Source organism: Idiomarina xiamenensis 10-D-4, from assembly GCF_000299895.1.
In the GTDB taxonomy this organism is placed as follows: Bacteria; Pseudomonadota; Gammaproteobacteria; order Enterobacterales; family Alteromonadaceae; genus Idiomarina; species Idiomarina xiamenensis.
Genome location: NZ_AMRG01000021.1, coordinates 1 through 21,965 on the forward strand (window position 1 = coordinate 1; position 21,965 = coordinate 21,965).

The following is a 21,965-nucleotide window of genomic DNA, read 5'->3' on the forward strand; positions in this document are numbered from 1 at the left end:
ATTTGAACCAGCGACCCCTGACACCCCATGACAGTGCGCTACCAAGCTGCGCCACACGCCGACCGTGAGCGCTATGTTACGGATTTTCAGCGGTTTGGCAAGGGCTTGCTGGTTCAACTGCTGCAAAAAGCAGCAGTTGGCGGCGATTTTAATCGTTTTCGCTGCGACTAAAGCGTTTTAGTTGCTGCAAGGCGTTAATTAACACCGGCGTGGGGGGCTCGGCACCGCTTATGATGTTGCCATCTGCACGGTCAAATACGGTGATCTGGCCGTTGCCATCTAGCACGCTAGTACGCTGGCTATCGTAAATGACAATATAAGGCGCGTAGCTTTCGACTAGCTGTTGATTGCTTTTATCAAACTGTAAGTTACGGCCATTGCTATAATTGCTACTACCCTCGGCGCAGGACATTAAGCCCGCGAGCGCCGTTGGTACAATATCTTGTAAACCGGCTAATTGGCCCTCGGCAATCGCCACGCCTTCACTCCACAACGGTACTTGCATGCTGGGCACATGAAAGCGCGCTGCACCCAAGCGTTCGTCAGAGGGTTGCGGGCTTAAACTGGTAACCAGTACACGCTGTTGGTCGGCTTGCGCTTGTTGCAAGGCGTCTAACACTTGTTCGACATCGCTGGCGGCGGCGTAAATAACGGTAAACTGTAACGCGCCGTCAATATTAATACGGTGTTGCGAGAGCGGTTGTGCGGCTGGCTGCAACGGGTTCGGTAAGACATCGTCAGGCCACTGAGTAGTGGTTAAGTGACGCACTTGTACGCTAAAGTTTTCTAACGGCGATTGATAAGCCGGCAGCTGTTGCTCTGACTCGACTTTGCTCTGGTAGAAATCGGGCAGACCGTATAGCAGTTGAAATGCGCCGCCACGACGGCTTGGGTGCCCCAACAAGGTAATCGCTTGCGGCTGTAAACCCAGCGCCTGCAATGGCTGGTTCAGTTGTTGTTGCTGCTGCGTGCTGAGTTGATCAAACACCACCAACAGGGTCGATTGTGGCTGATTGTTTTTCGCGCACAACAATGGACTAAGCGGATAAACCAGATTGATACTCTCGGGCTGGGTGATGGCTTGCTGCCGCGCTTGATAATTTTCGACCGTGATCAAACCGTGTTTGGCCATCAAGGTTTTAGCCGTTGTCGGATAAAATACCGGGAATAAGTCGTCTTGTTGGGTAACCGGATCGTATAACGCGGCGTCGGCCCAAATATGAATACTATGACTGCTGAAAAAACATAAAACAAAAACGGCGGTTACGGGGGCGCCAATACGACGTTCTTGTAAGCCGCCTAAGCGTTTCCAAGTGAGGTTGGCTAGCACCATTTGTAGCGCCAAAATGAGTAAGAATACCAATAAGGTCGAGATAATAATGACGAAGCTACCGCCAGCAAAAGCCTGCTCGGCGTCTTTCGCCAGTTGGGCAATGGAGTAACTGTTCAGGTGATAGCCGTATTGGCGATAAAAAAGCGCATCGGCGGCTAACGCTATTAAGCCAAAAGAGCTGGTAACCGCAGCAATGCCACGTAACACTCTGGCGTAAGGTAGTATCAGACAAAACGGAAAAATGACCACGATAAAAAAGACGAAGGGCAAAAAAGCAAAATGGCCCAGCCAGCTGACCACTAAATACAGTGTGCCTAGCACCGTTTGCGGTGGGTTAGCGGCGTCTAAATATAGCGTGCCTAAAGCCAGGCATAAGAGGATATTGGTAAAGGTAAACCAGTGGCCCCAACTGATCAAACGAGCCATTTTATCTCGGCGTTGATACTTTCCCATGCCTGTCCGCGTCCTTGATACGAATGAATTAAGATCGTTTACGGCAATTTAATGATGATTACCCAGCGATTGTAGCAAGATATTGGAAAATTGCTTGGCGACAGCGGCGCGTTTTTCTTCCGGATAACCTTGTTCAACGACGTTGCTGACGGCGTTGCCGAGCGCCATTAACGCTAATTCGGCTGGGATCTGTTGCGACTCAAATACGGTCAAAATGTCGTCCAACAAATGGTCTAATTGTTGTTGATTGTATTTCGATACAATAGGCATATCGGTTTACCAAATTTCCGCTGTTAGGGTAGCCGTAAGCGCCTGCTACCGTGTTACAATTGTCGATTATGGTAACACAGCCAACCGCCGAGGACAGCGAAAACATGCAGTTGCAAGTACATCACAGCATTATTCACCAGTTTTATCATGACCAACAACAAATTGGTCTGCGCTTGGCCAGTCAACCGTTGAGTAGTGACGACCAAGTCGTTACCTTGCTGGAAGACTTGAACGATAGCTATAACGCCAAGCCATCAAAAGGCTACGCCAGCTTTGTCGATGAGCAAGATGATGCCGAAGCACCAGAGTTTCCTCGGTTATTGACGACATGGTTGGCAGCCCCAGAGCAATTTGTGCAATTTTCACAAGATGCTGCACGGTTACTGCAAACCGAGCTTGAAAAGTACGGCTTTTTGCAGCCTGGTTTTTTACTGTTGAGTCATTACCGACAGCTCGCCAATGAATATTTGTTAGTGAGCTTCTTGCCGATTCGCGATGGTGTCACCATTGCCGCCGACTTATCGGTGGACCGTTCGTCGCAACTCGATTTGAGTCGTGTGCAGTTGGCTGCGCGTATTGATTTAACCGAATGGCAGGCGCACCCACAGGATGCCAGCTACATTTCTTTTATTAAGGGGCGCGCAGGGCGAAAAGTGTCCGACTTTTTCCTCGATTTTTTGGGCTGTACTGAGCGCGTCAACGCCCGCCAGCAAACCCAGCAATTGGTCGATCAAGTACAGGCCTATGTGCGTGATCAACAATTGCCACAGGAGCAAGCGGGTGACGTGCGTCAGCAAGTCTACAGTTATTGTGACGAGCAATGGCAACAAGGCGAGCCAGTACGCGTCAAAGAGCTGTCTGAGCAATTACAAAATCAGCACCAAACCGCTACCAGTTTTGCCGATTTCCGACAAGAGTTTACGCAATCGGCGACGGATACCGACGCTGCCGATAGCAACGATGAGTTTCCGGCCGATAAAGGCACGTTGCGGCGCTTGGTCAAGTTTCAGGGACAGGGCGGTGGTGTTAGCGTTGGCTTTGACCAAACCTTGTTAGGTTCGCGGGTGGATTATGATCCACAAACCGATACGCTGAAAATAATTGGTACGCCACCGAATCTGCGCGATCAACTGCGACGCTACTTTGGTATTGATAGTTAACAGCATAAAAAAACGCCGACAGAAGTCGGCGTTTGCTGTGAGTTGTTAAGTGAGCGTGGTCAAAGGGTAACGAAATAATTTCGTTAGCCGCAACGCTTAAACGTTGTCACGCTTTGTCGCATTGCCCAGGCACGATATTCGCTGCGTGTAAGCCTTTTGGCCCTTCTTGCAATTCGAATTCGACTGATTGGCCTGCTTTAAGGGTACGATACCCTTCCATTTCGATGGTTGAATAATGGGCGAAAATATCGCCTTCGCGTTCTTCACTCTCAATAAAGCCGAAGCCTTTTGAGTTGTTGAACCATTTGACTTTACCGGTAGCCATACTTCTACTTCCTTCCTTTGTACAAGTAGTCATCTTTTATTGTTAGGATAGTCACTCGTGGAGACTTGAAATAAGTTCCCACCAGCGCCATCTTCTAATGTAGGAAAGATCAGCTATTAGTCAAGGCCTGGGTGCGAAAAAATCGACGCTTTTTTAACTTCTTTATGTTAAATGTTATAAAGGCGCATCTATTTAAGAACGACTATAGTGATAGTAGGTTAATTCTGATGAGTCAGTTTGAACATGAACATCAGGGAGATGTCGAAGAACGACACGAGTTAAAGCCTCCCTCGATGTACAAAGTGATCCTCAATAACGATGACTATACGCCAATGGATTTTGTTATTGAGGTATTAATGAAGTTTTTTAAGATGGATCAAGAGCGCGCCACCGATACCATGTTGGCCGTGCATTATCAGGGACGTGCAGTCTGCGGCGTTTTCTCTGCAGAAATCGCCGAAACCAAAGTTGTACAAGTGAATCAGTATGCCCGCGAAAATCAGCACCCGTTGCTGTGCACGATGGAGCAAGCTTAAGCCGGTACACAAAACCACACGCGGTGTTGAGGAGTGGTCTATGTTGAACAAAGCGCTTGAATTGACGCTAAATGATGCCTTTCGCTTGGCGCGGGAACGTCGTCACGAATTGATGACGGTTGAACATTTATTGGTGGCGCTATTGGATAACCCCGATGCGTCCGAAGCGTTACGCGCATGCGGCGCCGATTTTGCGCAGCTCAAAGAAGAACTGCTCAGTTATATTGACCGCAGTACACCGCAGTTTGAAGCCGAAGAAGAAAACGGCGACACCCAGCCCACGTTAGGGTTTCAGCGAGTATTACAACGCGCGGTGTTTCATGTGCAGTCGTCGGGCAATGCCGAAGTGACCGGTGCCAACGTGTTGGTCGCGATTTTTTCTGAACAAGAATCGCAAGCGGTGTACTTGCTGAACAAACATGATATTACTCGCTTAGACGTGGTGAACTTTATTTCGCACGGCATTTCGAAAATGGAACAAGAGGGCGAAGAGGGTATCGAACAGCCGGCCAGCGAAGCGCAAGAATCGGACAGTGAAGAACAAAGCTATCTGAAACGTTTTTGTAGCAACCTCAATGCGCAAGCCCGCGATGGTCGTATCGATCCGCTCATTGGCCGTGATTTAGAGCTTGAACGTTGTGTGCAGATCCTTTGTCGTCGGCGCAAAAATAATCCGCTGCTGGTGGGTGAAGCGGGCGTCGGCAAAACCGCTATCGCCGAAGGCTTAGCCTACCGTATTGTTAATAAAGACGTGCCGGATGTGATTGCTGATGCCACTATTTATTCGTTAGATATGGGCGGATTGTTAGCTGGTACTAAGTATCGCGGTGACTTTGAAAAGCGCTTTAAGATGCTGTTAAAAGAACTTAAACAGCAAGATCATGCAATTTTATTTATCGACGAAATTCATACCATCATCGGCGCCGGTGCTGCCAGTGGGGGCGTGTTAGATGCCTCTAACTTGCTCAAACCGCTGTTATCTAGTGGCGAACTGAAATGTATGGGGTCGACCACTTATAATGAGTATAAGAATATTTTCGAGAAGGATCGGGCGCTGGTACGCCGCTTCCAAAAAATCGACGTCAATGAGCCATCGGTCGAAGATACGACGAAGATCTTATTAGGCCTGAAAAGTCATTACGAATCGCATCATGGTATTCGCTATACTCAGCCAGCAATAAAAGCAGCGGCCGAACTTGCGGCTAAATATATCAATGAGCGGCACTTGCCGGATAAAGCTATTGACGTCTTGGACGAGGCTGGAGCCAGCCAACGCTTATTGCCGCAATCGCGGCGTAAAAAGACCGTGGGCGTGGCCGATATCGAAGCCATCATCGCGAAAATCGCGCGTATCCCCGAGCAATCGGTGTCACGCTCTGACCAAGAGCTGTTAAAACAGTTAGACCGTAACCTGAAAATGGTGGTGTTTGGTCAAGATGAAGCTATCGACAAGCTGACCGCAGCGATTCGGTTATCGCGTTCCGGTTTGGCAAACGAGCAAAAGCCGATCGCCTCGTTTTTATTTGCCGGTCCTACTGGAGTTGGTAAAACCGAGGTCACACAGCAACTTGCCAAAGCGATGGGCATTGAGTTACTGCGTTTTGATATGTCTGAGTACATGGAGCGGCATACCGTTAGCCGCTTAATTGGTGCGCCTCCGGGCTACGTCGGTTTTGACCAAGGTGGCTTGTTAACCGACGCGGTGATCAAGAACCCACACTGTGTGTTGCTGTTAGACGAGCTGGAAAAAGCACATCCTGATATTTTTAATATCCTGCTGCAGGTTATGGACAACGGCACCTTAACCGATAATAACGGGCGTAAAGCGGATTTCCGTAATGTGGTGATAGTGATGACCACCAACGCTGGTGTGCGCGAAACTATTCGTAAATCGATTGGTTTTCAACAGCAAGACCATAGCCACGATGCCATGGCGGAAATTAATCAGGTATTTACGCCTGAGTTCCGTAACCGCTTAGACGGTATTGTCTGGTTCAACCACCTAGATCCTGCGGTGATTAGCCAAGTGGTCGATAAGTTCATCTGTGAATTACAGGCGCAGCTGGATAAAAAAGGCGTGTCGCTGCAATTGGATCAAGCCGCCCATGATTGGCTCGCTAAGCATGGTTATGACAAACAAATGGGCGCGCGGCCAATGGCACGTATCATTCAGGAGCATTTGAAGAAACCGCTGGCGAATGAAATCCTATTTGGTCATTTGGCTAATGGGGGGAGCGTGAAGGTCAGTTGTGACGATGAAGGTGAGCTACAATTTAGCTATGACAACACCAACGAAGCCGTGGAGTCTTAAAACGATGGCTGAGCGCTTAGTGTGACTCAGTAATAAACACAAAAAACCCGGCCGAGCCGGGTTTTTTTTAAGCTAATCAATCGCGCTAGAGCGTGATTGCGGGACACAGAATTAGCGAGCACGGAAAACGATGCGGCCTTTGGTCAGGTCGTAAGGAGTTAACTGTACGGTTACAGTGTCGCCAGTCAAAATACGAATATAGTGTTTACGCATTTTGCCTGAAATATGCGCTGTCACCACGTGACCATTCTCCAGTTCAACGCGGAACATCGTGTTGGGCAGGGTGTCTAGTACCGTTCCCTGCATTTCAATGCTATCTTCTTTCGCCATTCAAATCCTCGTGATCGCGGTTTTTTATTCGGTTAATGTGACCTGCATTAAGCGCTATCAAGCGCTAATAACTGCTAGGGCAACACTTAAGCAGGCGTGATTTTAGCGGTTTTTACGTACAATTGCCAGCGCTCACCATCAAACCGCTCATGTGGTGTAAACCTGGCTTTATAGTTCATCTTTTGACAGGCATCGATTTGATAGCCTAAATATAAGTGCTCTAACTGCCAGCGTTGTGCTAACTGTAATTGTTGCAAGATAGCAAAAGCCCCCAGTGAGCGTGCTTCTGCTTCGGGATCGTAGAAGGTGTACATAGCCGACAGCGACTGTGCTAAGCGGTCGGTGGCAGCCACTGCCACTAGCTTATCGGCGCTGTCATACCAGCACAGCAATAACGGCGTCAGCCAATCGCAACTGACCCACTGCCAAAACTGCTCGGGGTCGGGTGGGTACATGGCGCCATCGCGATGGCGTAACTCAATAAAACGACAAAATAAGTCGGTCATTTCGGTGTCGGCTTGGCTGCTGATCTGTAATGTCAGATCGCGATTCTTCGCTAGCACGCGTTTTTGGTTGCGACTAAATGAATAATCTTTGGCTAATACCCGCAATGATTCACACGCCCGGCAACTATCGCAGTGGGGGCGATAGATGTCGTTATGACTACGGCGAAACCCGCGTGCCAATAATGCTTCATACACATTGGCATTAAATGGCTGCGTGGCCTCAGGAATAATTGCCAGCAGCCGCTCTTGTTGAGTTGGCAGATAATTGCAGGGCTTAGCAGGGGTTAGACCAGCTTTCATGATAAGCCATAGCAGGTTAGTGCGATTGATTGTGGCAGCCACATACCGTGATCAAGTTTTTCGTGACGGGCTATGTGTAAGATCTGTAAAAAACGTTGCCGTGGCATCTGCGAAGCCCCCAAACTGAGCAAATGTGGGTTTTCTATTTGGCAATCGATCAAACGACCACCGTGCGTCAGAAAGTGCGCGGCGAAACTGGTTAACGCCATTTTTGATGCATCATCACGGCGGTGAAACATACTTTCACCACAAAATAAGCTACCGATACTGACACCATACAAGCCACCGACTAGCGCTGTGTCATCCCAGATTTCGACGGAGTGGGCATAGCCAAGACTATGTAAGGCGCAAAAAGCTTCGATGATATTGGCGTTTATCCAAGTGCCTTCGGCCGCCGCTCGTACTTCGGCGCAGGCATTGATAACCTCGCTAAAAGCATGATTAATGGTGCAACGATAATGGCTTTGGCGGATCTGCTTACGCAAACTGCGGCTGGCGTGTATTTGCGCTGGGTCAAATACCGCGCGCGGATCAGGACTCCACCATAAAATCGGATCTTGTTCGCCGAACCACGGAAAAATGCCTTGCTCATAAGCGGCGATTAAACGCTGTGGACGTAAATCCCCACCCACCGCCAGTAAGCCATTAGGCTCGCGCAACGCGCTGGCTGGCGGCGGAAAGGTAAAGTCGTTGGCGGGTAGCTGAATAATCACCGCTGCGCTGTCACTTCTCCAAGTTACTTGGTCAACGCGTCAAGATAGCGTTCGGCATCCAGTGCCGCCATACAACCGCTACCGGCCGAGGTGATCGCTTGACGGTAAATATGATCCATGACGTCACCGGCAGCAAATACGCCCGGTACGCTGGTTGCGGTAGCGTTGCCGGCAAGCCCACTTTGTACCCGAATGTAGCCGTCGTTCATCTCTAATTGACCATCAAAAATGCCGGTGTTGGGCTGGTGGCCAATGGCAATAAAACAGCCAGCAACATCCAGCTCGCTGGTGCTACCGTCTTTGGTGCTCTTAATGCGCACGCCAGTGACGCCACTGTCGTCGCCCAATACTTCGTCTAAGGTTTGGTCGACATGTAAAACGACGTTACCGTTTTCGGCTTTATCGCGTAAACGATCAACTAAAATCTTTTCTGCGCGGAAGCTGTCGCGGCGATGAATCACATGGACTTCGCTAGCGATATTGGATAGATACAGCGCTTCTTCAACCGCGGTATTACCACCGCCAACCACACAGACTTTTTGATTACGGTAGAAAAAGCCGTCACAAGTAGCGCAAGCCGAAACACCGCGACCCTGAAAAGCTTCTTCTGAAGGCAGACCTAAATATTTAGCCGAGGCACCGGTGGCAATAATGACCGCGTCGGCGGTGTATTCAGCACTATCACCTTTTAACCGGAACGGGCGTTGGTTAAAGTCGACGGTATTAATATGGTCAAAAATGATTTCGGTATTAAAGCGTTCGGCATGTTGTTGCATGCGCACCATCAAATCAGGGCCAGTTAACCCCTCGGCATCACCCGGCCAGTTTTCGACTTCGGTGGTGGTGGTTAACTGACCACCTTGCTGCATCCCGGTCACCATCACTGGCGCTAAATTAGCGCGAGCGGCGTAAACGGCGGCGGTATAGCCAGCAGGGCCTGAGCCCAAGATCAAAAGTTTGCAATGCTTCGCATCTGCCATGTGATGACTTCTCCAATTCTTATCAAGACGACCTCACCAGCGTAGCAAGGTCATTAGCGTATACAGGGTATGGGGTCGATTGTATTAATTGCAAGCGTCAGCGACAAGCGCCGAATAAAAAAAGCTCGCCGAAGCGAGCTTTGTGATTGCTGTTAACGTTATTGCTGTTCAAGTCGCACGGCTTAACTTAGTGCAGCGACCGGATCGATGTACTCTAAACCCAGTTGTTCGCCTAAGTCGTCATGTACGGCTTTATAAGTGATTTTACCACGATGCATGTTTAAACCGTTGCGCAGGTTGGCATCGTCTAACATGGCTTTCACGCCTTTATTGGCCAACGCAATGCCGTATGGCAGGGTGGCGTTGTTGAGCGCGATGGTAGAGGTACGGGCAACACCACCTGGCATGTTAGCTACACAGTAGTGCACTACGTCGTCAACCACGTAAACCGGATCTTGGTGGGTAGTCGCTTTTGAGGTGGCAAAACAGCCGCCTTGGTCAATGGCAACGTCAACCAGCACCGAACCTGGCTTCATGTTCTTAATGTGTTCGCGGGTCAGTAATTTAGGTGCTGCGGCGCCTGGAATCAGTACCGCACCAACAATCAAGTCAGCGACTTGTGAGAATTTGTCGATAGCGTCAACGGTCGAGTAGATGGTCTTCACACGGCCACCAAAAATATCGTCTAGTTCACGTAAGCGCGGTAAAGAACGATCTAAAATGGTCACTTCGGCACCTAAGCCAACCGCCATCTTAGCCGCGCTGATACCCACGACACCGCCACCGATAACCAGTACTTTACCCGGTTCGACACCCGGTACGCCACCTAACAAGGTACCGCTGCCGCCGTGCGCTTTTTCTAAATAATGAGCGCCGGCCTGTACCGACATACGACCCGCAACTTCACTCATCGGTGCAAGTAACGGTAAGCCACCACGATTGTCGGTCACCGTTTCGTAAGCAATCGCTGTTACACCCGCTTCCGCCAACAACTCAGTTTGCTTAGGATCGGGGGCTAGGTGCAAATAGGTGTACAGGATTTGACCTTCACGTAATTGCTTACATTCTTCGGGTTGCGGCTCTTTGACCTTAACAATCATATCGGCCGTGGCAAAAATTTCGGCGGCGCTATCAACAATACGCGCACCGGCTTCTTCATACTGGTCGTTAGTAAAACCAATCGCAGCACCACCGTTATTTTCGACAATAACTTGATGGCCATTTGCTACGTACTCACGAACCGCTGCCGGCGTTAAACCGATACGGTATTCGTGATTTTTGATTTCCTTAGGTACACCAATCAGCATAGCTTGCCCTTAATCATGTGAGACAGAGTGTGTGGTACAGCAGTTGTCGGTTAATAACCACCACCGTACAAAATTGTGCCGCAAATTATAGACTAACCCGGTGGTGAGTTTCGTACTTTTTTGCTGGTCTGTTTTAGTGTAATATTCTGTCTATTGATTGTTTTAGTGGTGACTATTGTGTTTAATGCCGAAGAACCCGTCAAAATCACTATTGACAGAATCGACAGGAAGATCCTGCGCTTATTGCAGGACGATGGCCGCATTAGTAACGTCGAACTTGCGCGGCGCGTTGGTTTAAGTGCAACCGCCTGCCTTGAGCGAGTCAAAAAGCTGGAACGTGAAGCGGTTATCGAAAGCTATCATGCCCGCATTAATCCGGCTAAATTAGGTGCTAACTTGATGGTGTTCGTCGAGATCACGCTGACCCGTACCTCGGCTGATGCGTTTGCCGAATTTAGCGAAGCGGCGAGAAAAACCGACGAAATACTGGAGTGCCACTTGGTCGCCGGTGATTTTGATTTTCTAATCAAAGCGCGCGTTCCCGACATGCCAGCTTATCGCCGCTTACTCGGCGAAACGCTATTAATGATGCCGGGGGTGAACGAATCACGCACTTATGTGGTCATGGAAGAGGTAAAACAAGAAAATAAAGTGTTGATCAAAGGCTAACATTAGCCCTTGCTTGCGTTACAATGCGTGAGTATCAGGTCGTTAGCCTACAACATTGACGTTTATATCATGAAGGATACAGGCAAGTTGCTATGACAGGCGTTCAGCGCGTACTCGAAGTCGGACTCATTGTGTGCAGTGCGTTAGCGGTATTTTTACTGCTAGCGTTGTTTAGCTTTGATGCTGCCGATCCCAGCTGGTCACAAACCGGTTATCAGGGGCCTATTAATAATGCTGCCGGCGCCATCGGCGCGTGGTTCGCCGACGTGTTGTTGTTTGCTCTGGGCTACATTGCCTATGCCATTCCTTTTGCATTGGCCTTGATGGGCTACCTGTTATTTAGACAGCCGCATCGTTTACTTGAGCTGGATTATTTGGCGGTGGCGTTACGTTTCATCGGTATTTTATTGACCCTGATTGGTTCTACCGCGCTGGCGTCGTTGAATGTACAAGACTTATTTAATTTTTCTGCCGGCGGGGTAGTGGGGGATGTATTAGCCCACGCCTTATTGCCTTATTTCAATTTCATCGGTACGACCTTGCTATTGCTGACCTTCTTTTTAACCGGTATCACTTTGGTTTCCGGTATTTCATGGGTAGCGTTAGCCGATCGCTTAGGCGATTACACCATCAAAGGCACGTTATGGTTAGTTAATTACGCGCGCAGCTTCAGCTTGAAAGACGATGATGACAGCTTAGTCACTGAAACCGCCGGTACACAATCGACAACCGTAGTAGCCGATAAGGCTGGACCGCGTCGCGCGCCGCAACAGACGACGACCGATGAAACCGAGAGTGAACCTGGCGATAGCCATGAGCAGGTGGCTAAGCGTCGTCTGCGAGACCGTTTGTTGGGCCGAGGAAAAAGCGCAACCAGCGTTAACGACGAAACCGATATTGATAGCCATGACAGCGATAAAGCGCTGACCGAAAGCTTATTTGGTGCCGCCAGTAGTAGCGCGGATGGCCAGCGTCAGGAACCGAGCTTGAGCTTACCGTCAATGTCGGCGTTAGATGAAGCTCAAGGTTCAGATACTGGGCAAGAGGCGCCACCGCGTTTTAGCAAACAAGCGCGGCAGCAAGCGCCTAACGATAGTGACAGTGCGCAAGCCTCGACTCCGAAAACGGCGATGATGGTGGCGCGGCAATCGACAGCTAGCGAACGTGACGAGGACGAGCACGAGGTGCAGGCGGTTACCGAACCATTACCGCCATTACCGTCGATCGAATTGCTGGATCGTCCCGATAAAAAAGAGAATCCGATCACCCAAGAAGAGTTAGATCGGGTATCACGTACCGTCGAAACCGTGTTGAAAGACTTCGGTGTCGACGTGACCGTTGCTAATGTGCAACCCGGTCCAGTGGTAACACGCTTTGAGCTGGATTTAGCGCCCGGCGTGAAAGTCTCTAAAATTTCTAATTTAGCGAAAGATATTGCACGGACCTTGTCAGCCGTTGCTGTACGTGTGGTCGAGGTGATCCCAGGTAAGTCCTATGTGGGCTTGGAGATCCCCAATAAACACCGTGAAATTGTGCAGCTAAGCGACGTTATTGCCGCCGATGTTTTTCAGAAAAGTGGCAGTCCACTGACCATGGTGCTGGGTAAAGGCATTTCTGGTTCGCCGGTGGTCGCCGATTTGGCAAAAATGCCGCATTTATTGGTGGCCGGTACCACCGGCTCGGGTAAGTCGGTGGGCATCAACGTCATGATCTTGAGCTTACTGTATAAGTCGACGCCGGAAGATGTGCGGTTGATCATGATCGACCCGAAAATGCTAGAACTGTCGGTTTATGAGGGCATTCCTCATCTGTTAACCGAGGTGGTCACCGATATGAAAGATGCGGCGAATGCGCTGCGTTGGTGTGTGGGTGAAATGGAACGCCGTTATAAGCTGATGTCGGCGCTGGGTGTGCGTAACTTGAAAGGTTACAACGCTAAGGTGGTAGACGCACGTGAGGCGGGTGAACCGCTGCGTGACCCGATTTGGAAGCCGGGTGACTCCATGGATGAATTACCGCCCGAGTTAGAAAAGCTGCCCAGCATCGTCGTCGTCATCGATGAATTTGCCGACATGATGATGATTGTCGGTAAGAAAGTAGAAGAACTGATTGCGCGTATCGCGCAAAAAGCCCGGGCTGCCGGAATTCATTTAATTTTGGCGACGCAGCGGCCGTCGGTCGATGTCATTACTGGCTTAATTAAAGCCAATATCCCCACCCGTATGGCGTTTCAGGTGTCGTCAAAAGTCGACTCGCGCACCATCCTTGATCAGCCTGGCGCGGATCAGTTATTGGGGCAGGGTGATATGCTTTATTTACCGCCGGGCAGCGGCGCGCCTGTACGTGTGCATGGCGCTTTTGTTGACGACCATGAAGTACACGCTGTGGTTGCTGACTGGAAAAAACGTGGCCGTCCTAACTATTTGGATGAAATCCTTAGCGGTGATATGGGTGAAGATAACCTGCTGCCAGGTGAGCAACAGGAAATGGATGAAGCTGAGGCAGACCCGTTATACGACGAGGCGGTGGCTTTTGTGACCGAAACTCAGCGCGTGTCCGTATCCAGTGTACAACGTAAGTTCCGCATCGGTTATAACCGTGCGGCACGGATTGTCGAACAAATGGAAATGAGTGGCGTGGTCAGCAGCGCCGGGCATAATGGTCAGCGCGACGTGTTAGCGCCAAAACCGCCGAGGGATTAATGATGAACAACCGTGCAAAAAGTACATTAGCGGCCTGCTTAATGGTTAGTGGTTTAGCCGTGGCGACCGTGCCAACGGCAGCAGCGCTACCGGTCAGTGAACAGTCAGAGAGCATGCAAGCTAAGCAGCAATTACAACAGCGGCTGGCAGAAATTGATACTTTGAGTGCCAATTTTACTCAGTTAGTCAGCGACGCTGACGGTGAGGTAGTGCAACAGCTGAACGGTGTGTTGTCGTTAGCGCGCCCACACTATTTGCGCTGGCAAACCGATGCGCCAGACGAAACCCTGATGATTGCCGACGGCGAAGCGGTGTGGTACTACAACCCATTCGTCGAACAGGTGACGGTCTATCCACAACAAGATGCGGTTGAACAAAGCCCATTATTGATCTTATTAGACGCCAATACCGAGCGCTGGCAACAGTATCAAGTCGAGCGTAGCGAAACCGGGTTCGTCATTACCGCCACCGAGCAACAACAGCAGCAATTAGCGTTGAGTTTTGATAGCCAACAGCGTTTATCGCGCTTGCAGGTGACCGATGCACAAGGCCAAGTGACCGACATTAAATTGGCTAGCGTGGTGATTAACCAGCCTATCGCCGCCGAACAGTTTCAATTTAGCGTGCCTGAGGGCGTGGCGATTGACGACCAACGTCCGCAATAAGCCATTCCTGTACTGTTTATAACATCGCTGACTTTAGTCACTCATGAATAATAGCTTAGGATTTGATTTTTCACCGGATTTCGCGCCTTTAGCGGCGCGTATGCGGCCGCAAACCATCGCCCAGTATGTCGGTCAGCAACACTTGCTGGGTGCCGATAAACCGTTGCGCGTGGCGCTAGAACGCGGCCAATTACATTCGATGATCCTATGGGGACCACCGGGTACCGGCAAGACCACGCTAGCGGAACTGATCGCCAGCAAAGCCGACGCCAGTTTACAACGTTTAAGCGCCATCACCTCGGGTGTGAAAGATATTCGTTTAGCGGTTGATGAAGCTAAGCAGCGCGCCCAACAACACGGTCGCCGTACGCTGTTGTTTGTCGATGAAGTACACCGTTTTAATAAGAGTCAACAAGACGCGTTTTTGCCGTTTATCGAAGACGGTACCATCGTGTTCATTGGTGCAACCACCGAAAACCCCGGTTTTGAACTCAACAATGCGTTGTTATCACGAGCGCGGGTTTACCGACTGCAAAACTTGACCGACGATGACTTACGTATCGTGCTGCAACAAGCGCTAAGCGATAACGATCGTGGTTTGGGCGCGCGACAGCTAAGTATCAGCGAGGCCGCTGTCGACTATTTATTGATGGCTGCCGATGGCGATGCACGACGCTTGTTGAACTACCTCGAAGTAGCCAGTGACTTTGTCGAGTCTGATAGCCACGACATTAGCTTGGAATTACTGCGTAACGCCATTGGTGCTAAGCAAACCCGCTTCGATAAACAGGGCGACCATTATTACGATTTACTGTCGGCGTTTCACAAATCGGTACGCGGCTCCTCACCGGATGGCGCTTTATATTGGTACTGCCGTATTTTGGCCGGTGGCGGCGATGCCTTGGTGGTCGCCAGAAGGCTGCTAGCGATCGCCTCAGAAGATATTGGCAACGCCGATCCGCGCGCGCTGCAGTTAGCCTTAAACGCTTGGGATACCTATCATCGGGTGGGGCCTGCGGAGGGCGAGAGAGCCATAGCGCAAGCCTCCATCTATTGTGCCAGTGCCGCTAAAAGTAATGCCGTTTACAACGCCTTTAAGGCTGCTCGAGCATTGGCCGAACAAGATAAAGCACACCCGGTGCCGAATCATTTACGTAACGCGCCAACCACAGTGCATCAGCAGCAGGGTTTTGGCGACGATTACCGTTACGCACATAACTACCCAAACGCTTATGTCGCCGGTGAACGCTACTTACCCAGCGCAATAGCCGAACAAGTCTTCTATCAACCCAACCAGCGAGGTTTAGAGACGAAGTTAGCCGACAAGCTGGCATGGTTACGACAATTAGATGAGGCCAGCGATTGGCAGCGAGGTGACGATGACTAGTTGGTTATGGGTGGCCGTCGGTGGCGCGCTAGGCGCATTGATGCGTCATGCAGTGGTGCTCGGCTTTGGCCCCAATCTGTTGAAAACATTTCCTTTTGCGACATTGCTGGTTAACATAGTGGGCTCATTTTGTTTGGGCTTACTGATGGCCGTACATCAGCAGCAAATTATCGCTGAACATTGGCGTTTGCTGTTGGGGGTAGGGTTGCTGGGGGCCTTCACCACCTTCTCGACTTTTTCGGTCGAAGTGGTCACCTTGATGCAAGCCGGCGCGTGGGGCAAGGCATTGTTGCACGCCGGGCTTAATTTTTTCTGTTGTTTAGTCGCCGTATTGCTAGCTTTTTGGTTAGTACCAACGGCGGTGAAATAGGGCTGTTAATAGGGAACTCATGTTAGACGCTAAATATTTTCGTACCGATATCGCGGAAGCCGCTGAACGATTACAAAGCCGCGGTTATACGTTGGATGTAGCGAGCTTAGAGGCGCTGGAAAGTCGCCGTAAAGCGCTACAAGTTAAAACCGAGTCATTGCAAGCTGAGCGTAACAGTCGCTCCAAGGCTATCGGTAAAGCGAAAGCGTCGGGCGAAGATATTCAACCCTTACTGGCCGCGGTTGCCGATTTAGGTGACCAACTGGAACAGGCGAAAGAACAGTTAAAAGCGTTACAAGTTGAACTGCACGATATCATTGCTGGTGTGCCTAACTTACCTGATCAACAAGTACCGCAGGGTAACGACGAGAACGACAACCAAGAAATCAGCCGTTGGGGCGAACCACAGCATTATGCGTTTCCGGTTCGTGACCACGTAGCGGTCGCCGAGGGCTTAGCCGGACTTGATTTTGAGCGCGCGGCTAAGCTGACTGGTGCCAGATTTGTGGTGATGCAGGGTGGCGTGGCACGTTTACACCGTGCCTTAACGCAATTTATGTTGAACTTACATACTGAGCAGCACGGTTATCAAGAAACCTACGTGCCGTATTTAGTCAATCACGATACGCTCTATGGTACCGGGCAACTGCCGAAATTTGGCGCCGATTTATTCCATGTGCGTGGCGAGACCGAGCAACAAGTGCCGTTATCATTGATCCCGACTGCCGAAGTGCCGCTAACCAACCTTTGGCGCGATGAGATTGCCGACGAAGCCCAGCTACCTTTGCAATATGCCGCACACACGCCGTGTTTCCGCAGCGAGGCGGGCTCGCACGGTCGTGACACGCGGGGCCTGATCCGACAGCATCAGTTTGATAAAGTCGAGTTAGTCTGGTTGGTCAAGCCGGAACAGTCTGATGACGCCTTAGAACAATTAACCAGTCACGCCGAAAAAGTACTGCAATTGCTAGAACTACCGTATCGCAAGATGTTGCTATGCACCGGTGATATGGGCTTTGGCGCCGCTAAGACTTATGATTTAGAGGTTTGGTTGCCGGCTCAGGATGCCTACCGAGAAATCAGCTCGTGCAGTAATATGCGTGACTTCCAAGCTCGTCGTATGCAAGCCCGTTTCCGTCGTCAGGGAGCGAAAAAACCTGAATTGTTGCATACCTTAAATGGTTCCGGTTTAGCGGTTGGACGTACCTTGGTGGCGATTTTGGAGAACTATCAACAAGCCGATGGCAGCGTCATTATTCCTGAGGTATTGCAGCCTTATATGGGTGGGTTGAGCGTACTGAAACCGGTATAATGGTAATGCCACGGGCGCGCTATGCGTCCGTGGTGATTTATATACACTTGGCTGGCTTGGGCAAACCGGCAATACGTGTGGCTTGCTTAGCCGGGCCTTTTGGAAACAGCTGGTACAAATAGCGACTGTTGCCTTTATCTTCACCTAAACGTTGTTTAACGGCTTTTACCAACACGCGCATGGCCGGGCTGGTATCAAATTCTTGATAAAACTGCCGGACAAACAACACCACTTCCCAATGCGCCGCTGTCAGCTCGATATTTTCCAGCGTCGCAATGTGTTCTGCCAACGCTTCGTTCCAATCGTCAAAGTTTGCTAAATACTCGTGTTTATCGGTGGCGTAATCACGCCCATCCACATGCAACATGAACATCTTACCAAGTTAAGGGTGTGTGGTTGAGGGTTAATTCTACCCATTGCGCATCGCTGAGCAAGCGTATGTCGGATAAGTGTTGTAGTTGCAAGCCGAGCGCTTCGACTTCGTGTTGCAGCGCATATACCGGCTGTTGCACCGCCATCGCATCGGCATGATGCAAGAGCGCGCTTTCACCGAGCAACAACACATCGTCATGCTGCAATAACTCGGCATGCTCTTGTAGCCAATGATTGAGTCGCTTATCGCGCAAATAATGTAGTGTAGCCATCGTTGTTACAACCTTTTTCGGAGCCGCAAAAGCCAGCTTTAAAACTTAAGTAGGGTCGACTGTTGTGCTAACCAATTAGCGATTTGCTGAGGTGGCCAAATCACCACCTCAAGCGCTAAATCGGCAGCCGTCATGCCCAGCCGTGTCAGCGCATCGGCGTCGACAATCGGCGCTTTCGCTTCATACAATGCTAACAAGCGATATTTTTTTGCTAATGACGGTTTTGCTAACGTCGACAATTGTACGTTGTCGCTAAGTTGCAGTACCGCGTCATTCAATAGCACTAACTGCGGCGCTTGATCTAAGCTGCAAAACATCAGTGTCATATCTAAGCCATAGCGAGCAGCTGGCTGAGCCGGCGCTTGGGTTTGTACGATGACAGGGCTATATGTGCTCATCGGGACGTTCTCTATGGCGGCGAGTTAAAACTGAATACAGCGGTCGCTGCGACTGGCCGCTTCGGCAAAACTGAGTAAGCCGTGTGCGCTAAAACCGGCGACTTTTCCATCGACACCAAAGTCTTCCAGCAGTGTCTCACAAACCTGTAACGGCACTTGACTGGCCGCGGACCACTGTTGCCAGGCGCTAACGATATCGTCGGCTTGAGCGCTTGCCACCGGCTGGCGTTGACTATGCGCATGAAACACGCCGTCGCCATAAAAAAATACCTGTAAAATCTGATGTCCAGCGGCGTGCGCAGCTTTTGCATAACGTAATGCTTGAGCGCTACGATAAGACTGGTGTGGTGCCGCTTGTAGCAATAAGGTAATGGTCGCCATGCTGCTGACTCGATACTCGTTAATGGATGTTTGCAGTATATCACGACAGCTACAAAAACGCCCCGACAGAGCGGGGCGTTTGTAAGTTTTATCGGCGTTAGTGGGGTTTAGTCGTCGCCGCCTGCGAACGCCATCAACAGATTCAATAAGCTGATGAAGATGTTATACAGCGAGACGAATAAGGTCACCGTCGCCAAGATATAGTTGCGTTCACCGCCATGAATGATTTCGCTGGTTTGATACATGATCAACGCCGACGAGAACAGCATGAACAAGGCGCTAATAGCTAGGCCTAAGGCCGGTACTTGCAAGAACAAGTTAGCCACTACGGCAACTAACAACACCACCATACCCGCGGTCAGCATGCCACCCATAAAAGACATATCTTTTTTGGTGGTCAATACATAGCCAGACAGGGCAAAGAAAATCAGTGCCGTGCCACCTAATGCCATCGCCACTAATTCACCCGCGCCAGCACCGACCAGCATGCCTAAAATCGGCCCCAAGGTATATCCCATAAAGCCGGTTAGCGCGAACACCGAAATAATGCCTGCGCTTGAGTTAGCGGTTTTGTGTACCAAGAACAATAAACCGTAAAAACCGATTAACATAAACGCCCAATGTACCGGTGGCGCATTAACTGCTGCGGCAACGGTGGCCACAATGGCACTGAAGGCCAAGGTCATGGCTAACAGTGTGTAAGTGTTACGAAGGACTTTGTTAACCTGAAGCACCGACCCGCTTTGCGAGGCGTATATCTGGCTTTGGTTACTCATACTTTTCTCCATTAATAGTACAAAGTGAAAAACAATATTGTCATTAGTTCGTTAACGGTTGCGCTGACAACGCGCCTACAATACTCATGGCGATACTGTCTTAACGCTTATCCTACCGCAAATATGGGGGGAGTAAGCAATGTTTTCAATAAATTTTATGCTGATCAGACTTACCATCGGCGAATTATCCGTAAACGATGTGGCGCCATATTAAGCTTTGACCGCAAATGTTGTCGGAGATTTCACCAGATTGGCTAAATTACCGACAAACGAACATTTCTTTTCATTTTTTGCTTTACAAGCCCGAACAGGGTCATTAATATTCACCCCGTCGTCAAGGCACGGCAGCGGAGAGATGGCAGAGCTCGGTTGAATGCACCTGACTTGAAATCAGGCGTGGGTTCACACCCACCGGGGGTTCGAATCCCTCTCTCTCCGCCACTATTTTTAGGGCTCGAGTTTAACTCGGGCCCTTTTTCGTTATTGTCCTAAAATCAATATCTGCATAAAACTTATCCTCGCCTCAGTTACCAGCCAACTGCGAAAACTTTGCTATAGTCTTAACGGTTATTCATTGTTGTTCCATCATCAACCGCACTCCGGTGCTAACAGGATATTGCCGTTATGCGAGAGAAAATCACCTTTGACAGTCAAGGCCAACAACTCGCTGGGTTATTAGAACGACCCGCCAGTGCGCCCAAAGCGTACGCGCTGTTTGCACACTGTTTTACTTGTGGTAAAGACATTGCTGCTGCCACCCGCATTTCGCGCAAGCTCGTCGAGCTTGGTTTTGCGGTGATGCGCTTTGACTTTACCGGATTAGGTAATAGCGATGGTGATTTCTCTAATACCAACTTTTCTTCTAACCTACAGGATTTGTTGGCCGCCGCAGATTGGCTTGAGCAGCATGCGCAAGCGCCAGCGTTGTTATTGGGGCATAGCCTGGGCGGCGCAGCGGTGCTATCGATTGCAAAACGGCTGCAATCGGTAAAGGCAGTGGTCACGATTGCCGCGCCAGCCACCGTTGAACATGTGGTGGAACAGTTTTCAGCGTCGTTACACGACATAAAGACTGAGGGTAAGGCGCAAGTCATGTTAGGCCCGCGCCGCTTTACCATAAAAAAGCAGTTTTTAGACGATATCGAGCAGCACAGCGGACAGCGTTTTCAGCTGGGTGGGAAAGCGTTGTTGGTGATGCATTCGCCGTTTGACCAAACGGTTCCTATCAGCGAAGCCGAGAAGATTTACGATTGGGCAAAGCATCCTAAAAGCTTTATAAGCTTGGATAAGGCCGACCATTTATTAACCCAGCGCGAGGACGCCGAATACGCCGCCAATGCCATTGCCGGTTGGGCCTCAAAATATCTACCGTCGCCATTACAATTGCTGCAACAGGCACCAGAGCAACAGCAAGCGCTGCTTCGGGTTGAAGAAAAAGACCATAAGTTTACCCAAACCGTGGTTGGTTTTAGTCATGTTTGGTTAGCCGATGAACCGCAGGCCGAGGGTGGGCAGAATCTTGGCCCCAGTCCTTATGAACACTTGTTGGCGGGGTTAGGCGCCTGTACCGCGATGACCTTGCGTATGTATGCTCGGCATAAGCAGTTGCCGCTAGATCATGTTAACGTCGAATTAAGCCATCAGCGCAATGATGATGGTAGTCAACAGATAAAACGACAAATTGAATTGCGCGGCGCCTTAACCGATGACCAGCGTCAACGATTGCTGGAGATCGCCAATAAATGCCCAGTACATCGGACTCTGACAGGGCAGTTGGCAATCAATACCGAGTTGCTGAGCCGACCGACTCAGGTTGACTAGTCAACAATCTGTAACACTGTTGTCGTATTGTCGGGCTTCGTCGGCTGCCTGATTTGTTTTATACTGACAGCACATACCGAGCATGGATAGGATGATTCTGTAGTGACCAAGTTAGCCCCCAGTCTAGAACAAGTCTTACATCAGTTAACCGCAGCCGAGGATGAACAGCAGTTGCAACTGCCTAGCGGTTGGGGTCAGGGTCGAGCGCTATTTGGTGGCTTGACCGTGGCCGTCGTCATCGAACATTTACGTCGCGCCGTGGCTGCGCAACAAGCATTACGCTCGCTATCGGTATCATTTGTGGCTCCGGCAGTAG

24 protein-coding genes and 1 tRNA gene are annotated in these 21,965 nt (G+C 50.1%); 12 read left to right on the forward strand and 13 right to left on the reverse strand.

Going from position 1 to position 21,965, the window contains the following annotated elements:
* Positions 1 to 148 precede the first annotated feature (148 nt).
* Together A10D4_RS12450 and A10D4_RS12455 are read right to left on the reverse strand one after the other, a co-directional pair.
* A complete protein-coding gene (locus A10D4_RS12450; RefSeq protein WP_008489919.1) occupies positions 149 to 1,786 on the reverse strand; it encodes a DUF3413 domain-containing protein in 1,638 nt (545 codons plus the stop codon).
* A 48-nt stretch (positions 1,787 to 1,834) separates the two neighbouring features.
* Entirely contained in the window at positions 1,835 to 2,056 is a 222-nt protein-coding gene (locus A10D4_RS12455; RefSeq protein WP_008489921.1) for a YejL family protein, read from the reverse strand.
* 68 nt (positions 2,057 to 2,124) lie between these two features.
* Here A10D4_RS12455 and yejK point away from each other — a divergent pair, with 68 nt between their 5' ends.
* Positions 2,125 to 3,216, forward strand: a complete 1,092-nt coding sequence (gene yejK / locus A10D4_RS12460; protein WP_237738551.1) for a nucleoid-associated protein YejK — start codon at positions 2,125 to 2,127, stop codon at positions 3,214 to 3,216.
* 106 nt (positions 3,217 to 3,322) lie between these two features.
* Here the strand turns inward: yejK and cspD are convergent, their stop codons facing one another.
* Positions 3,323 to 3,541 carry a cold shock domain-containing protein CspD gene (cspD, locus tag A10D4_RS12465; protein WP_008489923.1) on the reverse strand — a complete coding sequence of 73 codons (219 nt, stop codon included), beginning with the start codon at positions 3,539 to 3,541 and terminating at the stop codon, positions 3,323 to 3,325.
* 227 nt (positions 3,542 to 3,768) lie between these two features.
* On the opposite strand from cspD, the gene clpS reads away from it, so the two are divergent.
* Entirely contained in the window at positions 3,769 to 4,077 is a 309-nt protein-coding gene (gene clpS, locus A10D4_RS12470; protein ID WP_008489924.1) for an ATP-dependent Clp protease adapter ClpS, read from the forward strand.
* Positions 4,078 to 4,117: 40 nt separating this feature from the next.
* Entirely contained in the window at positions 4,118 to 6,388 is a 2,271-nt protein-coding gene (clpA, locus tag A10D4_RS12475; RefSeq protein WP_008489925.1) for an ATP-dependent Clp protease ATP-binding subunit ClpA, read from the forward strand.
* Positions 6,389 to 6,499: 111 nt separating this feature from the next.
* Here clpA and infA read toward each other — a convergent pair whose 3' ends face one another.
* The 5 genes from infA to ald all read right to left on the reverse strand — a co-directional run bounded on the left by infA (position 6,500) and on the right by ald (position 10,524).
* Entirely contained in the window at positions 6,500 to 6,718 is a 219-nt protein-coding gene (gene infA, locus A10D4_RS12480; protein ID WP_008489926.1) for a translation initiation factor IF-1, read from the reverse strand.
* Positions 6,719 to 6,804: 86 nt separating this feature from the next.
* Positions 6,805 to 7,524: an arginyltransferase gene (locus A10D4_RS12485; protein ID WP_008489928.1), complete on the reverse strand. Its 720-nt coding sequence runs from the start codon at positions 7,522 to 7,524 to the stop codon at positions 6,805 to 6,807.
* Positions 7,521 to 8,237: a leucyl/phenylalanyl-tRNA--protein transferase gene (gene aat, locus A10D4_RS12490; RefSeq protein WP_008489929.1), complete on the reverse strand. Its 717-nt coding sequence runs from the start codon at positions 8,235 to 8,237 to the stop codon at positions 7,521 to 7,523. The genes A10D4_RS12485 and aat overlap by 4 nt, the downstream gene beginning before the upstream one ends.
* A gap of 23 nt (positions 8,238 to 8,260) precedes the next feature.
* Entirely contained in the window at positions 8,261 to 9,217 is a 957-nt protein-coding gene (gene trxB / locus A10D4_RS12495) for a thioredoxin-disulfide reductase (RefSeq protein ID WP_008489930.1), read from the reverse strand.
* A 182-nt stretch (positions 9,218 to 9,399) separates the two neighbouring features.
* Positions 9,400 to 10,524: an alanine dehydrogenase gene (gene ald / locus A10D4_RS12500; protein ID WP_008489931.1), complete on the reverse strand. Its 1,125-nt coding sequence runs from the start codon at positions 10,522 to 10,524 to the stop codon at positions 9,400 to 9,402.
* Positions 10,525 to 10,701: 177 nt separating this feature from the next.
* Here ald and lrp point away from each other — a divergent pair, with 177 nt between their 5' ends.
* The 6 genes from lrp (at position 10,702) to serS (ending at position 17,629) form a co-directional block, all read left to right on the forward strand.
* Complete coding sequence (lrp, locus tag A10D4_RS12505; protein ID WP_008489932.1) at positions 10,702 to 11,193, forward strand: leucine-responsive transcriptional regulator Lrp; 492 nt, start codon at positions 10,702 to 10,704, stop codon at positions 11,191 to 11,193.
* Positions 11,194 to 11,285: 92 nt separating this feature from the next.
* Positions 11,286 to 13,895: a DNA translocase FtsK gene (locus A10D4_RS12510; protein ID WP_008489933.1), complete on the forward strand. Its 2,610-nt coding sequence runs from the start codon at positions 11,286 to 11,288 to the stop codon at positions 13,893 to 13,895.
* Positions 13,895 to 14,560, forward strand: a complete 666-nt coding sequence (gene lolA / locus A10D4_RS12515; RefSeq protein WP_008489935.1) for an outer membrane lipoprotein periplasmic chaperone LolA — start codon at positions 13,895 to 13,897, stop codon at positions 14,558 to 14,560. Before A10D4_RS12510 ends, lolA begins: the two co-directional genes overlap by 1 nt.
* Before the next feature lie 43 nt (positions 14,561 to 14,603).
* Positions 14,604 to 15,947, forward strand: coding sequence for a replication-associated recombination protein A (locus tag A10D4_RS12520; RefSeq protein WP_008489937.1), 1,344 nt, complete (start codon positions 14,604 to 14,606; stop codon positions 15,945 to 15,947).
* Positions 15,940 to 16,317, forward strand: a complete 378-nt coding sequence (gene crcB, locus A10D4_RS12525) for a fluoride efflux transporter CrcB (RefSeq protein ID WP_008489938.1) — start codon at positions 15,940 to 15,942, stop codon at positions 16,315 to 16,317. Before A10D4_RS12520 ends, crcB begins: the two co-directional genes overlap by 8 nt.
* A gap of 19 nt (positions 16,318 to 16,336) precedes the next feature.
* Complete coding sequence (gene serS, locus A10D4_RS12530) at positions 16,337 to 17,629, forward strand: serine--tRNA ligase (protein WP_008489939.1); 1,293 nt, start codon at positions 16,337 to 16,339, stop codon at positions 17,627 to 17,629.
* Positions 17,630 to 17,666: 37 nt separating this feature from the next.
* Here the strand turns inward: serS and A10D4_RS12535 are convergent, their stop codons facing one another.
* The 5 genes from A10D4_RS12535 to A10D4_RS12555 all read right to left on the reverse strand — a co-directional run bounded on the left by A10D4_RS12535 (position 17,667) and on the right by A10D4_RS12555 (position 19,828).
* Positions 17,667 to 17,996, reverse strand: a complete 330-nt coding sequence (locus tag A10D4_RS12535; RefSeq protein ID WP_008489940.1) for a TusE/DsrC/DsvC family sulfur relay protein — start codon at positions 17,994 to 17,996, stop codon at positions 17,667 to 17,669.
* Positions 17,997 to 18,003: 7 nt separating this feature from the next.
* Complete coding sequence (locus tag A10D4_RS12540) at positions 18,004 to 18,273, reverse strand: DsrH/TusB family sulfur metabolism protein (RefSeq protein ID WP_008489941.1); 270 nt, start codon at positions 18,271 to 18,273, stop codon at positions 18,004 to 18,006.
* A gap of 38 nt (positions 18,274 to 18,311) precedes the next feature.
* Entirely contained in the window at positions 18,312 to 18,671 is a 360-nt protein-coding gene (locus A10D4_RS12545; protein WP_008489942.1) for a DsrE family protein, read from the reverse strand.
* A gap of 24 nt (positions 18,672 to 18,695) precedes the next feature.
* Positions 18,696 to 19,052 (reverse strand): DsrE/DsrF/TusD sulfur relay family protein, encoded by a 357-nt coding sequence (locus tag A10D4_RS12550; RefSeq protein ID WP_008489943.1) that lies wholly within the window; start codon positions 19,050 to 19,052, stop codon positions 18,696 to 18,698.
* A gap of 107 nt (positions 19,053 to 19,159) precedes the next feature.
* Positions 19,160 to 19,828 carry a Bax inhibitor-1/YccA family protein gene (locus A10D4_RS12555; RefSeq protein ID WP_008489944.1) on the reverse strand — a complete coding sequence of 223 codons (669 nt, stop codon included), beginning with the start codon at positions 19,826 to 19,828 and terminating at the stop codon, positions 19,160 to 19,162.
* Positions 19,829 to 20,177: 349 nt separating this feature from the next.
* Here A10D4_RS12555 and A10D4_RS12560 point away from each other — a divergent pair.
* The 3 genes from A10D4_RS12560 to A10D4_RS12570 all read left to right on the forward strand — a co-directional run.
* Positions 20,178 to 20,269, forward strand: a tRNA-Ser gene (locus A10D4_RS12560).
* Between the two features lie 183 nt (positions 20,270 to 20,452).
* Positions 20,453 to 21,649: a bifunctional alpha/beta hydrolase/OsmC family protein gene (locus tag A10D4_RS12565; RefSeq protein WP_008489946.1), complete on the forward strand. Its 1,197-nt coding sequence runs from the start codon at positions 20,453 to 20,455 to the stop codon at positions 21,647 to 21,649.
* Positions 21,650 to 21,751: 102 nt separating this feature from the next.
* The coding region (locus A10D4_RS12570) for an acyl-CoA thioesterase domain-containing protein (RefSeq protein ID WP_008489949.1) at positions 21,752 to 21,965 on the forward strand (214 nt) is incomplete at its 3' end.

Bases quoted from the DNA above. Each gene is read 5' to 3' on its own strand.
- A10D4_RS12565 (WP_008489946.1), top strand. From the start codon at position 20,453: ATGCGAGAGAAAATCACCTTTGACAGTCAAGGCCAACAACTCGCTGGG.
- clpS (WP_008489924.1), top strand. From the start codon at position 3,769: ATGAGTCAGTTTGAACATGAACATCAGGGAGATGTCGAAGAACGACAC.
- A10D4_RS12545 (WP_008489942.1), bottom strand. From the start codon at position 18,671: ATGAGCACATATAGCCCTGTCATCGTACAAACCCAAGCGCCGGCTCAG.
- crcB (WP_008489938.1), top strand. From the start codon at position 15,940: ATGACTAGTTGGTTATGGGTGGCCGTCGGTGGCGCGCTAGGCGCATTG.
- A10D4_RS12535 (WP_008489940.1), bottom strand. From the start codon at position 17,996: ATGTTGCATGTGGATGGGCGTGATTACGCCACCGATAAACACGAGTAT.
- A10D4_RS12455 (WP_008489921.1), bottom strand. From the start codon at position 2,056: ATGCCTATTGTATCGAAATACAATCAACAACAATTAGACCATTTGTTG.
- cspD (WP_008489923.1), bottom strand. From the start codon at position 3,541: ATGGCTACCGGTAAAGTCAAATGGTTCAACAACTCAAAAGGCTTCGGC.
- serS (WP_008489939.1), top strand. From the start codon at position 16,337: ATGTTAGACGCTAAATATTTTCGTACCGATATCGCGGAAGCCGCTGAA.
- A10D4_RS12520 (WP_008489937.1), top strand. From the start codon at position 14,604: ATGAATAATAGCTTAGGATTTGATTTTTCACCGGATTTCGCGCCTTTA.
- clpA (WP_008489925.1), top strand. From the start codon at position 4,118: ATGTTGAACAAAGCGCTTGAATTGACGCTAAATGATGCCTTTCGCTTG.
- A10D4_RS12540 (WP_008489941.1), bottom strand. From the start codon at position 18,273: ATGGCTACACTACATTATTTGCGCGATAAGCGACTCAATCATTGGCTA.
- trxB (WP_008489930.1), bottom strand. From the start codon at position 9,217: ATGGCAGATGCGAAGCATTGCAAACTTTTGATCTTGGGCTCAGGCCCT.
- A10D4_RS12550 (WP_008489943.1), bottom strand. From the start codon at position 19,052: ATGGCGACCATTACCTTATTGCTACAAGCGGCACCACACCAGTCTTAT.
- A10D4_RS12485 (WP_008489928.1), bottom strand. From the start codon at position 7,524: ATGAAAGCTGGTCTAACCCCTGCTAAGCCCTGCAATTATCTGCCAACT.
- A10D4_RS12510 (WP_008489933.1), top strand. From the start codon at position 11,286: ATGACAGGCGTTCAGCGCGTACTCGAAGTCGGACTCATTGTGTGCAGT.
- yejK (WP_237738551.1), top strand. From the start codon at position 2,125: ATGGTAACACAGCCAACCGCCGAGGACAGCGAAAACATGCAGTTGCAA.
- lolA (WP_008489935.1), top strand. From the start codon at position 13,895: ATGATGAACAACCGTGCAAAAAGTACATTAGCGGCCTGCTTAATGGTT.
- ald (WP_008489931.1), bottom strand. From the start codon at position 10,524: ATGCTGATTGGTGTACCTAAGGAAATCAAAAATCACGAATACCGTATC.
- A10D4_RS12450 (WP_008489919.1), bottom strand. From the start codon at position 1,786: ATGGGAAAGTATCAACGCCGAGATAAAATGGCTCGTTTGATCAGTTGG.
- infA (WP_008489926.1), bottom strand. From the start codon at position 6,718: ATGGCGAAAGAAGATAGCATTGAAATGCAGGGAACGGTACTAGACACC.
- A10D4_RS12555 (WP_008489944.1), bottom strand. From the start codon at position 19,828: ATGAGTAACCAAAGCCAGATATACGCCTCGCAAAGCGGGTCGGTGCTT.